Source organism: Sphingobacterium sp. JUb56, assembly GCF_014191365.1.
Taxonomy (GTDB): domain Bacteria; phylum Bacteroidota; class Bacteroidia; order Sphingobacteriales; family Sphingobacteriaceae; genus Sphingobacterium; species Sphingobacterium anhuiense.
In genome coordinates, this window is record NZ_JACHWL010000002.1 from 475200 (window position 1) to 490401 (window position 15202).

Annotated in this window: 12 protein-coding genes; 6 read left to right on the top strand and 6 right to left on the bottom strand. The window is 36.3% G+C overall.

Annotated elements, in window-relative coordinates; genetic code table 11:
* Positions 1–2241: a helix-turn-helix domain-containing protein gene (locus FHR29_RS21615; protein WP_183917182.1), complete on the bottom strand. Its 2241-nt coding sequence runs from the start codon at positions 2239–2241 to the stop codon at positions 1–3.
* Positions 2242–2499: 258 nt separating this feature from the next.
* Here FHR29_RS21615 and FHR29_RS21620 point away from each other — a divergent pair, with 258 nt between their 5' ends.
* The 4 genes from FHR29_RS21620 to FHR29_RS21635 all read left to right on the top strand — a co-directional run bounded on the left by FHR29_RS21620 (position 2500) and on the right by FHR29_RS21635 (position 6126).
* Positions 2500–2997 (top strand): phosphomannose isomerase, encoded by a 498-nt coding sequence (locus FHR29_RS21620; protein ID WP_021188662.1) that lies wholly within the window; start codon positions 2500–2502, stop codon positions 2995–2997.
* A gap of 255 nt (positions 2998–3252) precedes the next feature.
* Entirely contained in the window at positions 3253–3984 is a 732-nt protein-coding gene (locus tag FHR29_RS21625) for a hypothetical protein (protein WP_183917184.1), read from the top strand.
* Between the two features lie 11 nt (positions 3985–3995).
* Positions 3996–5105 carry a hypothetical protein gene (locus tag FHR29_RS21630; protein ID WP_021188659.1) on the top strand — a complete coding sequence of 370 codons (1110 nt, stop codon included), beginning with the start codon at positions 3996–3998 and terminating at the stop codon, positions 5103–5105.
* Between the two features lie 28 nt (positions 5106–5133).
* Positions 5134–6126 carry a hypothetical protein gene (locus FHR29_RS21635; RefSeq protein WP_183917186.1) on the top strand — a complete coding sequence of 331 codons (993 nt, stop codon included), beginning with the start codon at positions 5134–5136 and terminating at the stop codon, positions 6124–6126.
* 71 nt (positions 6127–6197) lie between these two features.
* Here the strand turns inward: FHR29_RS21635 and FHR29_RS21640 are convergent, their stop codons facing one another.
* Together FHR29_RS21640 and FHR29_RS21645 are read right to left on the bottom strand one after the other, a co-directional pair.
* Positions 6198–7307, bottom strand: coding sequence for a zinc finger domain-containing protein (locus FHR29_RS21640; RefSeq protein WP_168127093.1), 1110 nt, complete (start codon positions 7305–7307; stop codon positions 6198–6200).
* 9 nt (positions 7308–7316) lie between these two features.
* Positions 7317–8447, bottom strand: a complete 1131-nt coding sequence (locus tag FHR29_RS21645) for an SPFH domain-containing protein (protein WP_132771001.1) — start codon at positions 8445–8447, stop codon at positions 7317–7319.
* Between the two features lie 203 nt (positions 8448–8650).
* On the opposite strand from FHR29_RS21645, the gene FHR29_RS21650 reads away from it, so the two are divergent.
* A complete protein-coding gene (locus FHR29_RS21650; protein ID WP_021188656.1) occupies positions 8651–10522 on the top strand; it encodes a DNA topoisomerase IV subunit B in 1872 nt (623 codons plus the stop codon).
* Positions 10523–10757: 235 nt separating this feature from the next.
* Positions 10758–12539, top strand: a complete 1782-nt coding sequence (locus FHR29_RS21655; protein WP_183917188.1) for a hypothetical protein — start codon at positions 10758–10760, stop codon at positions 12537–12539.
* A 104-nt stretch (positions 12540–12643) separates the two neighbouring features.
* On the opposite strand, the gene FHR29_RS21660 is transcribed toward FHR29_RS21655, so the two are convergent.
* The 3 genes from FHR29_RS21660 to FHR29_RS21670 are packed head-to-tail and all read right to left on the bottom strand — an operon-like array spanning position 12644 to position 15108.
* A complete protein-coding gene (locus FHR29_RS21660; RefSeq protein WP_132771003.1) occupies positions 12644–13549 on the bottom strand; it encodes a class I SAM-dependent methyltransferase in 906 nt (301 codons plus the stop codon).
* Between the two features lie 54 nt (positions 13550–13603).
* The gene (locus FHR29_RS21665) at positions 13604–14356 is read right to left on the bottom strand and encodes an ABC transporter ATP-binding protein (protein ID WP_132771004.1); all 753 of its coding nucleotides are present in this window, start codon (positions 14354–14356) and stop codon (positions 13604–13606) included.
* Between the two features lie 17 nt (positions 14357–14373).
* Positions 14374–15108 carry an ABC transporter permease gene (locus FHR29_RS21670; protein WP_183917190.1) on the bottom strand — a complete coding sequence of 245 codons (735 nt, stop codon included), beginning with the start codon at positions 15106–15108 and terminating at the stop codon, positions 14374–14376.
* Between the last annotated feature and the right edge of the window lie 94 nt (positions 15109–15202).

Below are 15202 nucleotides of genomic sequence, written 5' to 3' on the forward strand. Positions count from 1 at the left end.
TTAATCATGAACTGGATTTTCTAAAACTTTTTGTCCGATTTTAATATGCGGATAGTCTATACTAGCTCCCAGCATCATCTTTAATTCTGACGAAGATTTACCTGGATGTGCTTTTATGGTATTAATGATGAGATCCAGCTTATCCTGTTCAATCAATTCTGTGGCCTCCACTTCTGTCCCAACAAAATGAATAAGATGTCCATAAATTGTTCCCGCTACCATACCTCTTTTCACCGCGATCTCTTCAATACTAGCACCATCCTTGTAGAGTTCAAGAGTTACCTGCTTTGTATCCAACTTTTTAGAGCTCTCCCCCTCTTCACTTTGCACGACTAAATCTTCTTTTTCTTTTGTCTTTGACTGCTCCTGCACCTGTTCCAAAGCTTCCTGAAAATTATCTTTTTTAGATAATGCATCTGCGATAATCAAACACTGCTGAAGTTGCTCACGCTTACGCTTAAAATCCAACAACAGTTCTTTAGCCTCATCAATGTATTTTTTAGTTCGTTTCTTAATCTGCCATTCCTTAATATGCTGTTCCAACGCACCAACGAGATCATGATCCATCTTAGGTAAGAACCAATTGACCGCTGAAGTCGTACGGTCACAGATCAAAGCGTAGTCTACATGTTGATCTGTTTTTTTTAAAAGCTCATATAATTGTGTAATGAATTTATGTGCTACTTTTTCTTGTGTGAGCAGATTTGACTGTATGGTAGACCAAAAAGCCTCTGCCTCCACTTTATTATCGATATTACGATCAGCTAATGCAGTAACTTGCTCTTGACATGAAGTAGTTAGATAATCCCAGCGAAAACATTGAATTAGGTTTTGTGCCAAATAAGACCTCTGACACTGTTCCAATATTTCTTTAATATCGGTTTGAAAAGAAGAGCGCAATGCAAAATCAACAACCTGACTATCTGTTCTAATTGCGTAGGTCGGTATAATGGATTTCAGGACCAACCCTTTTAAACTCGTCAATCTACTTAATGCAACATAAACCTGTCCTGCAGCAAATGAAGTACCCGCATCTATAATTGCTTTATCAAATGTCAGTCCCTGGCTCTTGTGAATAGTAATCGCCCAAGCTAACCGCAACGGAAACTGTGAAAATGTCCCCAGTACTTCTTCTTTGATCTGATCCTGCCCTTTATCATAGTTGTATTTGATATTTTCCCAAGTTTCTCTCTTAGCCGTCACATCCTCACTTCCATCGGGGAATTTAACAACCACAGTTCCAGCTTGCAAATTTATATCTTTCACAGTACCGATCTTACCATTATAATATTTCCGATCCTCACCGGTATCATTACGTATAAACATCACCTGGGCACCAATTTTCAAAGAAAGAATCTCTTCTGCGGGATAAGATCCTTGAGAAAAATCATCTTTAACAACAGCCTTTAAATTCAGCATCTTACCAGACAGATTAGCCAATGCTTTTCCATTAATATCATCAGCATTTCGATTATGTGAAGTAAGCGTAATAAACTGCTCTCCTTCCTTTGGCTCAAAATCTGGCTTATAGTAGGTATTCAATTCTTTCAACATTTCGCTATCACAGTTATTATTTCGAATTGCATTTAATATGGAAATAAAACCTTCATCCTGCTGTCTATAAATCTTATCTAACTCTAATAAAATCGGTGGATTGTCACGAAGAACCTTAGCATTAAAAAAGAATACAGAGCTGTAGTGATTTCGCAAAACCTGCCACTCATGATCACGCACTACGGGTGGTAATTGATAAAGATCGCCGATAAAAAGTAATTGTAAACCTCCAAATGGTCGCATATCACGACGCACAGATTGCAGAATAACATTAATAGCATCTAATGTATCAGCCCGAACCATCGATACCTCATCAATCACCAATAATTCCAATTCTTGAAGAATCGTCCGACGCTGTTTAGTTAGTTTAATAGTACTGAATAAGCGGCTTTTATTATAAATATGTCCATCCTGTTCATCCCATTTCAGCTCGTGATCTTCTATAAAAGTTCCGAAAGGCAACCAAAAAAGTGAATGAAGGGTTGTTCCTCCCGCATTCATAGCGGCAACACCTGTTGGCGCGGTGATCGCCATTTTTTTATAACTATGATCACGTATATATTTCAGAAATGTCGTTTTTCCGGTCCCTGCTTTTCCTGTAAGAAAAACATGTTGATTTGTCTGATTAACAAAAGCAACAGCTTGCATAAAAGACGTATTTTCACGATCTATTTTAATTTCTGACATACTGATAATTTTAATATAGGATTACAAAACTAATCAAATATTTTGAGAGGATATAATCATAGCACACTTCAAATAGGACGTATGCAACTTCTAATAAATATCAGATTCAGATGAAACCAAACGTAACTAGAAATAAAAACAATAGCTAAATTGTAAACAAAAAAAATATCGCTAAAACGTTTATGCACTTTTTATTTAAAAGATTTTATTTATATTTAGCACTAAAATAACCGTACATTCTTACTAAGACACATATTTATGGTAACTGATAAATCAACGCTATTTGAGGAATTAGATAAAGCGTTAAAAGAAAAAGGATTTGAAATTGATAAATCAGATCAGACAAGACCCTGGGGAGGTTTCTTTGTAATCAACGAAGATCAAGCACAAAAATTTGCCGATGAGTATTTCGACGGATTAGATGTAAAAGATCTAAAAATTTCTGGCAAATTAAGTCCAAAAATTCTCGTTGTAGCTCCCGAAAAAAGATTATCATGGCAGTATCACCACCGTCGTGCCGAAATTTGGAAAGTAATTCACGGAACTGTGGGCGTTATGGTATCGGATACAGATGACGAATCAGTTGTACAAACGCTAACAGCAGGTAGTGTCATCAAACTTCGTCAAGGTCAGCGCCACCGATTAATCGGATTAGATGGTTACGGTATATTAGCTGAAATATGGCAACATACCGATATCGAAAATCCTTCAAACGAAGACGATATTGTTCGTGTTCAAGATGATTTTGGTAGATAAAATAATCGTTTCAAATTATTATTTCTTATCATCACGAAAACTCGGAAATTAGCTTTCCGAGTTTTTTTTATCCCAAACTCAATAGATTGATTTATATCCCTCCTAGCCTATCCCTTATCATTAAATAGATTACAATTAAATTTCGGATTACCCGACAGAGCAATCGTGATATAAAATAAATGTTTTAAAAATGTAGTAATATGAATCAAGATTACCATTTTTTATTATTTTTACTAGACTTAACTAACAAAAATTATGACTGATCAAGGAAACAATAAAAGCTATAGTATATTGGATAGTCTTAAAAAGCTAATTTTTACAGATCAGGAAGAGACTCAGCTCAAAAACCCGTCTCCCGATATCCAAAAAAATCCACCCGCTACAGAAATAAAAGATTATTCAACATCCCCCGAAATAAAAACAGTTTCAAACCAGCAGCCTCCAGCCATACCCATTACAGCCAATGACGGTTCCACCGATATTAAACAAATGAAACTGAAAGTGCTCGGAATACTGGAAAGACTCAATGAACAAGGATTAGACTTTTTTGAGGTATGGAATGCTGCAGCTGCAATGGGAAAAGTAGACGAAACAACACTGAAAGCAGCCTATACTTCGCTTAAGTTTGTTGATAATACGTTAACAAAGGGCAAGCTGAAAACAACTGGCACTAATTATGCTAACAAACTGAAAGAAACCATAGCCAAAGAAACACAGCAAAAAGAATCGGAAAAGCATAAAGCAGAACAAGACCGTGAATTTGAAAAGACAACCTTAAATAATGAAATAAAAACATTGACCGATAGCATTGCAAAGCTTCAGGATGATTTGAAAAAGAAACAAATTACCCTAGCCCAGATTAATGATAAATATGAGCCAAAACTAAAAGAGATAGAGCAAAAGATATCAATTGGAAACGCCGCTGTCAATGAAGTCGTCAATGATATACAAACAACCTTAGCAATTATAGAAAGGTCAATCTCATAAGATATAAACCAATGGAAAAGAAAGAACAGTACATTAATATTCCAGCTGAAATAAAATCACAGCTACCAATTTTTCAAGTATTAGGAGACCATCTGCCTGCTCAGATGCAAACACCAGAAGCCAAAAAGACAATCTCCAGTATATTCTTTTGGGCATTGGTTATTGGCGGAGCAATTGCTTTTTTCAAGTTTTTACCCGTCATGCTTGAATATGCCGCTAAAAGTATTTTGTTCGTAATATTCAGTATTTTATTAATAACCTTATTACTATTAGCGCCAAAAATTATTCAGCTATTACATCGCTTTGGCACTGTCCTTTTATTTAAAGGCGAAAAAGCCATTATTCGTAATAATCCAATAGAGACCTTACAGCTTTTATCAAAAGACGCAAAAGATACCTTAAAAAGAGTAAAAGAAAAAATAAGTAATGTAGATGGCGTTCGTATCGATATGATTCAAAGCGGTGAAACCGCACAAAAAACAGCAGAAGAAAAATACATTTATGCAAAACGTTTCACTGCAGAAGCGGCAAGTCAAGATGAAAATGCCCAAAATGAATCGAAAAATAACAATACGGAGAAAGCGAATGCTTATATGCGAAATGCAAAAGAAACGCGGACAAAAGCATTTCTCTTAGGAAAAGAAGGAGAGTCTGAAGAGCAAAATGCGAGAAGCTATGTACAGTATGCTAATCAATTTGCAAAGGTACTAGAAGTACTAAAAGATAATGAAAGTGCTGCTCGAATTTATGTAAGTACTCTAGACAGCAGTATTTCGATTATCTCAAAAAAACTAGAAGCTACTCAAAAGATGAAAAATGCTACAGAAGGGCTTGCCGATGTCTTTAATATAAAAGACGGTTGGGCTTTCCAAGAAGCCATGAATGCCGCAACAGGAGCCATCAGCCAAAATATTGCTTCGATCAGATCAAACCTTGACTTTTTAGATCAAAACAATAACATAACAGTAGGAGGAGCTCCTACCCAAGTAGAATTAGAAGAATTTATCCGTAAAGTAGATGAACGAAATTTGAAAGTACTGAATGTAAGCCAGATGGCAGACGCAAGTTATGAACTCAAACCGGAAGAAAAAATAGATAAGGGATTTACATTATTAGATTAATCAATTTAAAAAAAAATACACTATAATTATGGAAGAAAAATCAACATGGGCTAGATTACGTTGGCCAATTAAAGCAATAATTATTGCAATCCCATTACTGGCTCTGGGCTATTGGGCTTTCGACTCTGGTAAATTTGATGGACAATCAACGAGCACCTCCGATACCACAGCTATTAATATATCGTCCAATCCATCGAAACAATCAACTGACGATAAAAGAACATTTAACTATCAACCTGAAAAACCTGTAAATGGTGAATATAAAGGAGTAATCGAAGTCGGAGCCTCAGGTTTCAATTCTTTTGTCGTAAATATCGATAAGCAGAATTACTGGGAAATCATTTCCAAAGATTTTGGCAAATCATTTGTCTATGAAGGTCTAGCCAGTACAGAAGATATCCGGAAAGGACTTAAAGACTACATTGGAACTATGTTTGACAAAGGTGTTAAATCAAAAAACATACACTTTGTCATCAGCTCCGGCGCACAAAAAGAACCTAAGACAGCAGTTATTGTTTCCGAACTAAAGAAAATGGGATTTGTTGTTAATTTAGTAACAGCAGAACAAGAAGGTAAATTAGCACTAAAATGCGTACTTCCTCCTTCTTATCAGGACAATTCCTTTGTCGTAGATATTGGCTCAGGTAATACTAAAATTTCATGGGTTGCTGGTGAAACAAAATCACTTGAAGCACCAGGTGCGAAATACTACGAAAAGAACTTAAAAGATGAAGATGTTTATACTGAAGTAAAAACGTTAACAGCAAAAATTCCTGCAGCCAACAGAGAAATCTGTTTTATCATAGGGGGAGTGCCATTTGAATTGGCGCAACAAACACGTACTGGCGAAGAACGTTTCACAGTATTAAATAATCCAGAAACCTATAATACCGATAAAGTAAAAATCAAAAGTGGGGTAAATATCTATAAAGCAATTAAAGATGCTACGAACTGCGATACCTTTGTATTTGACTGGGATGCCAACTTTACAATAGGCTTCTTACTTTCTTTAAACAAATAAAGCTATCGATCATATCATAAAAAATGGTCTTATTGTATTTTCAATAAGACCATTTTTTATTTATAAGAAGATTATCCCATTTGGCTTAACAAAACAACTAGAATTATTACAAACAATATCAAGAGCGCAATCTTCCAAAAGCTATATGGTCGTTGTCCATAAACCTTACCGTTAAATGCGTTAACCATAATCTGATAACTTTTACCCTTATATCGATAAGCCGACAGCCAAACCGGAAGTAAGATATACTTTAGCCTGATATCCTTATAAACAGAATCAATATCATCAATCCTTTGCGTATCTCCGCCGATATCCGATCTGACGGTATCAGCGATCTCATCATCCATAATTTTTTTGGCGGCATGAGCACCAGCCACATGATCAATACTAAAGGTTTCTGCGATAAATCCGCTAAGATATTGATCATTGAAAGGCTTCAGATATTCCATATTCCAAGGACCTATTTTTGAAGCAAAATTATTAGGTAATGACGTTGAAGCACTAACTATAACATCTTTAAATCGATTAAAAACACGTCCAGAAGCATAATACCATCTGGTCTGTTGCTCCTCATAGGTCTCTGTTTTGCCATCAGCAGTTCTTCTAGTTCTAGTGACATAATAATATTCACCTCGTTGCCCCTCATAAGAAGAACTCGCTTCGGCATCATAACTCCAAAAAGGAATATAAACACCTTTCAACCTATTATTTTGCGCACTAAAAATCCGCTTAAAATCATTAGGAGCAAACCATAAACCTCCAGCCCATTTTTTAAAAAGCGGAAATGCCTTATTCTCCTCAATAAAAAACGGAATCACCCCATGTGGTTTTACAATACGTTTTTCTTGATGGTCAATCACCAAAGGAGAAGCGCAAAAAGCACATAAATCTGCTGTAACATGCGGATCTAATGTAGAATTGGCTCCACAGTTTTGACAATGCACCACCTCAGCAGCAACCGTAAACCGAGCGTCATGAATATCTTGCATTGCTGCTGTAAATTCTTCATAATCAACCGGACTGATAACTTGGTTCGTTAACTCACTTTCCTTAATCTGATTTTCAGTACCACAGTAAGCACATTTTAGATATGACGTTCCTGGTTGGTAAGCTAAAATCGCCCCACAACCCTGACACTTTAAATCCTGACTAACTTCCGTTGTCTTTTCCTCAAAACTCATAAACAGAATCTATGCCCCCGGAATTGGCGGAGGGCCAGCATTAAACAAGCTTGTCAATTCGTCAATTTCACGCGCTTCAATCCAATTTTCCAGCCCAGCTTTCCAAACGAGTGTAGAAGAAACTAGTTTGCCGCTTCTTACCTCGTCTTTCAACTGATCAATCAAAAAAGGTCCTTCTTGAACACCATTAATCGCTAGAAAATACTGAACCGCTTGCGGTATCGCCGGTGGTGCCACCGATGGAGAGGCACCCGTCGGATTATTGCCTTCAAATTTATTCTGTTGAAATATACCTGACATCTGGCCAGCCATTCCGGCACCTAATCCAACACCCATTCCTGCGCCCATAAGACCACCGCCATTGGGGTTTTCAGCAGCTTTTTCCATGGAATTAGCTGCTTGAAATTGAGCATAAGCACCTAAATTTCCAACAATACCCATACTGCTTCTTTTATCCAGTACCTTTTCAACTTCTTCGGGCAATGAAATATTCTCAATTAGAAATTTATTTAGATTCAAACCGATCTCTTCAAATTCAGGACGTATTTTCTCTTGTATAAAGTTGGATACCTCATCATAATGAGAAGCTAGGTCTAAGACAGCAATTTTTGACTCTGCAATTGCATCCATCCCTCTGGTTACAGCGATATTTCGAAGTTGCTCATTAATACTTTCAACCGTAAAAGTTGGATTAGTCGACGCAATTTGCTTTAAGAAGACAGCAGCATCTTTAACCTGAAAAGCGTAAGATCCAAAAGCCCGAAGCCGTATAGGACCAAACTCAGCATCCCGTAACATAATAGGATTTTTAGTACCCCATTTTTGATTAGTAAACTGACGCAAACTTATGAAAAACACATCTGCTTTAAATGGACTATTGAATCCATATTTCCACCCTTGGAGGGTCGTCATGATAGGCATATTCTGAGTTGTCAGCACATGTCTACCCGCAGTAAAGACATCCGCAATCACCCCCTCATTCATAAACACAGCAACTTGTCCTTCTCGTACTGTTAACTGCGAATTCATTTTTATTTCATTCTGATACCGTGGAAATTTCCAGACTATAGTATCAGGACTATCATCTACCCATTCAATGATATCGATAAACTCATTCCGTATTTTATCAAATAAGCCCATAATTTCTATTTATAATGTTTCCTAAATTTAAGTAAATAATAGGGAATGCAATATAAATATTTATACAATTTATTGGAGAACAATTACACAAACGCTCCTCTAGAGAAATCTTCCATTCTAAATAAATGTTTTCAGATCGTGACTGCACTTATTTAATCTTTATTTTGCTATTTTTGCTACACACCGAAGAATAATTAAAAAACATGAGTACTTATAACGAAGATAGTATACGTTCCCTCGACTGGAAAGAACATATTCGCTTACGTCCCGGTATGTATATTGGGAAATTAGGAGATGGTTCTGCTTACGACGATGGTATTTATGTCTTATTAAAAGAAGTAGTCGACAACTCTATTGATGAGTTTGTGATGGGAGCTGGAAAAACGATCGATATTACGGTCAACGACAATAAAGTCGCTGTTCGGGATTACGGACGTGGAATTCCCATTGGTTCTGTCGTAGATGTAGTATCCAAAATCAATACCGGAGGTAAATACGATAGCAAAGCCTTTCAAAAGTCTGTAGGTCTTAATGGTGTCGGTACTAAAGCTGTCAATGCTTTGTCTGGACAGTTCACGGTACAATCGTACCGCGAAAAAGTAACCCGTATCGCACAGTTTAGTAAAGGTGAGTTACTATCAGATGAAGAAAAAGAAACAACACAGCGTAATGGTACTGCAGTTATATTTTACCCGGATGAGACCATCTTTAGAAATTACAAATATCGTTTAGAGTTTGTGGAAAACATGATCTGGAATTATGTTTTTTTAAATTCTGGATTAACTATTAATTTCAATGGACAGAAATTCATCTCTGAAAATGGTCTAAAAGATTTATTAGAGCGGAATATTGACACCGAATCCATGCGTTATCCTATCATTCACCTAAAGGGTGAGGATATTGAAATCGCGATTACCCACGGACAGCAATACGGTGAAGAATACTACTCTTTTGTCAATGGACAACATACAACGCAAGGAGGAACACACCAAGCAGCATTTCGCGAAGCCTTAGTGAAGACAATCCGTGAGTTCTATAAAAAAGAATTTGAAGCATCAGACGTACGGTCATCTATCATTGGCGCGATCGCAATCAAAGTGCAAGAGCCGGTCTTTGAATCACAGACCAAGACAAAACTTGGTTCCCAAAGCATCGGTCCAGATGGTCCAACTGTAAGAACATTTATCAATGACTTTCTAAAAAAAGCATTGGACGATTACCTGCATAAAAATTCAGATACAGCAGACGCTCTGTTAAAACGTATCTTACAATCGGAAAGAGAACGTAAAGATATTGCCGGTATTAAAAAACTTGCAAATGAACGTGCCAAAAAAGCTTCGTTACACAACCGTAAATTACGCGACTGTAAGGTCCATTTCTCCGATAAAAACGAACGTAATCAGGAAACAACCTTATTTATCACCGAGGGGGATTCAGCTTCAGGTTCAATTACTAAATCTAGAGATGTACAGACACAAGCTGTTTTTAGTTTAAAAGGAAAACCTTTAAACTCTTACGGCATGTCTAAAAAAATTGTCTATGAAAATGAAGAGTTCAATTTACTACAACATGCTTTAAATATTGAAGACGGTTTAGATGGCTTACGTTATAACAACATTGTATTTGCTACAGATGCCGATGTAGATGGTATGCACATCCGCTTACTTCTCTTGACATTTTTCCTTCAGTTTTTTCCTGATTTAGTAAAGGCTGGTCACGTGTCTATCTTACAGACACCCTTGTTCCGTGTACGGAATAAAAAAGAAACCATATATTGCTATTCCGATGAAGAAAGACAACGCGCAATTGCAAAATTAGGAAATAAGCCCGAAATTACCCGATTTAAAGGACTTGGAGAGATTTCCCCTTCCGAATTTGGTTTATTTATCGGAAAAGATATGCGCTTAGACCCTGTCTTCTTATCTAAAGACAATAAAATACAGCAACTTTTAGAATACTATATGGGTAAAAACACTCCCGATAGACAAAAACATATCGTGAATAATCTTCGTGTAGAACTAGATCTAGAAGAAGAATTAGCCAAACTGGCGAAATTAGAAAAACAAGCGGGTTAAGACCCCTTGTTTTTCTTTCATATTATCCATACAGCCATTTTAGAAATCCCATTCGTTCACCTGCTGTAAAACTGTACCACAACTAAAGGTGTAAAAGAATCATAACTATTACATGAGATCGGGCAGAAGATTCTTTAGGTATATAATAAAAGTGACGCATATCATTTTTTAAACACACAGACATTACTTTTTCATATCCTTTTTATTCGGTATTTCGTATTGAAATAAAACTGATATGACGCATTCATTCCATATTCCCGTTTTGGGTCTAGCATTTTCAATAGATTCCCCTTTAAAAGTCGCTCGATTTGGTATTTCATCTGTGATATCCATTGTAGATGATGAATTAATTGAGCGTATTCGAGCATACTATTGTACCCTAAACAAAAAAGAATACCATCCGATAACAAAAAAAGAACCTGACTACAGAGCTCATCGTATTTCCAGCTATTTAAATCTGGTTTCCAACATTGTTCAAGAACAAATTGAGCATATGCGTATAGAGTTTTTTGAAAAAGGATCAGAGATCGATCGCTACTTCCAGCTCATCCCCGAATCCCACCCCGCAAAAAACATCTATTATGCGATGCTTTCAGAAACAGATATCTTAGAAAAGGCTAAAAAAAAGCAAATCCTTAGATCCTTTATCAAAGCTGGAGATATCGATGTCAATATCATGTCTAAAGTCGACAAAATTAATTATGATAAAGATGGAATTGCATTAGATGATACTTACTCAGACGCGCTAGCTGCCTTACGAGGTTTTGCACAATCAGACCTGCAGTCGTCTGTCATCTTATCAGCAGGTATGAATTCAAGACTATACGCCTATTTAGCAGAGTTGCCTGCTTTCTGCCAGCAAGAAGATGGAACTTTTCAGAAAAAAATAACACTAAAAGTTAGCGACTACAGATCGGCATTGATTCAAGCAAAGTTTTTAGCGAAAAAAGGAATCTGGGTTTCAGAATTTCGTGTAGAGTCTGGGCTAAATTGTGGTGGACATGCCTTTGCAACAGAAGGATTTTTATTAGGTCCTATCCTATCCGAATTTAAAAATAAAAAACACGAATTACAGGAAGAACTATTCAGCATTTATCAGAATTATTGGTTACAAAAAGGTTGCAACTTCCAAGCTGCTCCGCCGATTAAATACACTGTTCAAGGAGGTGTGGGCACATCAAGTGAACATCAATTCCTACTTAAACATTATGAATTTGATGCTGTAGGATGGGGATCACCATTTTTATTGGTCCCTGAAGCAACCACAGTCGATGACGAAACATTATTAGCACTGACCACATCGGAAGAAGAAGACTTTTATATCAGTGGAGCTTCTCCTCTCGGAGTACCTTTTAATAATTTCAGAAAAAGCTCTGCAGAACGCCTTCGTTTAAAAAGAATAAAAGACGGAAGACCCGGAAGTCCATGTAAAAAGAAATATCTCGTATCAAACTTAGATTTCAGTAATGAACCGCTATGTACAGCTTCACGTGCATATCAAGACAAAAAAATAAAAGAATTACAGGCAAAATCATTAGATCAAAAAACCTATAATATGGAATATGATCTTATTACAGAAAAGACATGTTTATGTGATGGACTAGCTGCCCCGGCATATTTAAAATATAACATCCTGAAACATAAAGAACAAGATGCTGTATCCATTTGTCCAGGTCCAAATACTGTTTGGTTTAAAAATAAGTTCTCCCTTGATCAGATGATTAATCATATTTATGGCAAAGACGATTTGATCAAAAATGATAAAAGGCCATTTTTATTTATTAGTGAGCTATACTTATATGTAGCACACATCAAAAAATATGTAGAAATGAATGCCGACACGGTCAATGACAAAAAAATAAAATATGTTGAAAAGTTTAAAAATCAACTTATAGAAGGAATAGCTTATTACAGCAGATTAAAAAATGAGCTAAAGGGGTTTTCAGATCAAATTGTAGAATGTATACCGGAGCAACTCAAAAGTGCAGAAAGAGAACTCGCAGAAATAAAATTTTAATAAGTTCCAACAATACAATATACTGAATTAAAGAGAAACTTATTAATAGTAAAAAGGATAGCCGATTGGCTATCCTTTTATTAATTTATATTTTGTTATAGTATCTATTTAGCAACTTTTCTGAACTTACCAAAAACACCCAAAGGTAATTTTGGTCCCGCAGTAGCTTGCAAATATAACTCTCCGACTTCTAGATTTTCTACTTTTGGAAACGCAGTACGAATTAAGTTCTCCACAATAACAGAAGAGAAACCTAACGAATAAGTATTTAAAATCAAGAAATGCTCTTTAGGATCTAGTAATTGCACCACATCATGCATCATTTCCATGATATGATCTTCCAGTTTCCACTTCTCCCCTTTAGGACCATGACCATAAGCCGGAGGATCTAAAATAATACCATTATATTTATTTCCTCTTTTTACCTCACGCTTTACAAACTTCAATGCATCTTCTACTACCCAACGAATATTATCAATTTCCGACAACTCTTGGTTTTCATTAGCCCAGCTAACTACCTGTTTAATAGAGTCCACGTGAGTTGTATCTGCTCCAGCGGCACGCGCAATCAATGATGCACCACCTGTATAAGCAAATAAATTTAAAACCTTAGGATTTTCAGTTTCAAAAGCACGCACTGACTGTGAAATATAATCCCAGTTAACCGCTTGCTCAGGAAAAATACCAACATGCTTAAATGAAGTTAATCCCAGACGGAATTTAATCGCAACATCATCATTCTTATATTGAATATGCCAACGATCCTGCGCTTTAGGATTTTTTTTCAACCATTCTCCCGAAGTAGCAGAGCGGCCTTTAAATTTAATATCATGGCGTTTATTCCATTCCGCTGCAGATAGCGTTTTTGGCCATACAGCCTGCGGTTCTGGACGAATCAAAACTAAATTGCCAAAGCGTTCTAATTTCTCGAAATCACCACAATCGATTAACTCGTAATCTTTCCAATGTTGTGGTGTTAATAATTGTATATCTGTAGTAGTCAAAATCAATAATTTGGCGCAAAGATACGTAAATCTAAAAACAAATACGCAATGATGAATAGATTACATCGTTTCTTTTGCTCGCTTCATCAGTGGGCTTGCAAATACAAAATTATTTAATTCTTCCACATCAGACCGCATCATATCTTGATTTGAACCTTCCCAAAACTTTTGCCCTTTGTAGAGATATAGAATATATTCTCCAATACCCATTACCGAGTTCATATCATGCGTAACCACAATTGTTGTCGCATTATACTCTTCTGTTAGCTCTAAGATTAACTCATCAATCAAAATGGAAGTTTCTGGATCCAAACCCGAATTTGGTTCATCACAGAAAAGATACTTTGGACTCATGGCTATTGCACGAGCAATTCCAACTCGTTTTTTCATCCCTCCGGATAACTCTGAAGGATAAAGTTTATTCCTTCCTTTCAAATTAACCCGTTCCAAACAAAAATTAGCCCGGTCTAATTTTTCAGATTTAGACATCTCCGTAAACATATCCAATGAAAAAATAATATTTTGCTCCACAGTCATGGAATCGAATAATGCCGAATTCTGAAATAACATGCCAATTTCCTTTCGAATTGGAATACGGTCTTCAAAACTAAGTTTTGAAAAATCCTTACCATCAAAGAGAACACGGCCTTTGTCCGGCTCATGTAGCCCAACCATACATTTTAGCAAGGTACTTTTTCCAGAGCCTGATCCTCCAATAATTAAACTTACTTTACCTGGTGCAAAAGTGGCATCAATACCTTTCAATACCTCGTTACTTCCGAAGGATTTATAAATCTGCTCTATTTTTATCATAATTATTTTAAAAGAAATTAAAGCATGAGAGCCGTTATTAAATAATCAGCTGCCAATATTGTAATACAGCCAATAACAACTGCTTTAGTACTCGCTTGACCGACTTCTAAAGCCCCACCTCGAACCGTAAAACCTTTATATGCAGATATGGAAGTGATGATAAAGCCAAAAACAAATGCTTTTACAATTGCAACAGTAACGGTAAAGCCATTAAAACCCTCTTGAATTCCCATAATATAGTCTGATGGTGTTACTGCTCCAGAAAGAGCTCCTCCGATGAGTCCACCCAAAATAGCACAAAAAATTGCTAAGATAACCAAAACAGGAACCATGGTAATTCCAGCCAATATTTTGGGTAGTATAAGGTAACCTGGTGCATTAATACCCATAATCTCTAAAGCATCGATTTGCTCAGTCACACGCATGGAGCCGATTTGTGATGAAATAGAAGACCCAACACTTCCCATAAGCACCAAAGCAGAAATCGTAGGTCCCAGTTCCAAAATGTTGGAATCTCGGTTAATGGAACCAATTATTGAATTTGGAATCAAATCAGAAACCAACTGAAAGGCAATTTGCATCGTCATAACTGCCCCAATAAACGTAGAAATAATAAGAATGAGACCTAAAGACCCTATACCAATTTCGTTCATGGCATGCATCGTTTCCTTCCAATAAATTTTTCCTTTTTCTGGTTTCTTAAAAACCGACCGCAGCAATAACAAATAAGAACCAATATGGTGAAATATCATATATAAATAGTATTTTTCTTCTTTAACGTCTAATATACTACTATAACACCATATATTACAAATTGGTTTGCCATAACATTACGATAGCGATACA

What these genes read in the sequence shown, in the direction of transcription:
- FHR29_RS21615 (WP_183917182.1), bottom strand. Translation starts at nt 2,241, where the DNA reads ATGTCAGAAATTAAAATAGATCGTGAAAATACGTCTTTTATGCAAGCT.
- FHR29_RS21620 (WP_021188662.1), top strand. Translation starts at nt 2,500, where the DNA reads ATGGTAACTGATAAATCAACGCTATTTGAGGAATTAGATAAAGCGTTA.
- FHR29_RS21625 (WP_183917184.1), top strand. Translation starts at nt 3,253, where the DNA reads ATGACTGATCAAGGAAACAATAAAAGCTATAGTATATTGGATAGTCTT.
- FHR29_RS21630 (WP_021188659.1), top strand. Translation starts at nt 3,996, where the DNA reads ATGGAAAAGAAAGAACAGTACATTAATATTCCAGCTGAAATAAAATCA.
- FHR29_RS21635 (WP_183917186.1), top strand. Translation starts at nt 5,134, where the DNA reads ATGGAAGAAAAATCAACATGGGCTAGATTACGTTGGCCAATTAAAGCA.
- FHR29_RS21640 (WP_168127093.1), bottom strand. Translation starts at nt 7,307, where the DNA reads ATGAGTTTTGAGGAAAAGACAACGGAAGTTAGTCAGGATTTAAAGTGT.
- FHR29_RS21645 (WP_132771001.1), bottom strand. Translation starts at nt 8,447, where the DNA reads ATGGGCTTATTTGATAAAATACGGAATGAGTTTATCGATATCATTGAA.
- FHR29_RS21650 (WP_021188656.1), top strand. Translation starts at nt 8,651, where the DNA reads ATGAGTACTTATAACGAAGATAGTATACGTTCCCTCGACTGGAAAGAA.
- FHR29_RS21655 (WP_183917188.1), top strand. Translation starts at nt 10,758, where the DNA reads ATGACGCATTCATTCCATATTCCCGTTTTGGGTCTAGCATTTTCAATA.
- FHR29_RS21665 (WP_132771004.1), bottom strand. Translation starts at nt 14,356, where the DNA reads ATGATAAAAATAGAGCAGATTTATAAATCCTTCGGAAGTAACGAGGTA.
- FHR29_RS21670 (WP_183917190.1), bottom strand. Translation starts at nt 15,108, where the DNA reads ATGATATTTCACCATATTGGTTCTTATTTGTTATTGCTGCGGTCGGTT.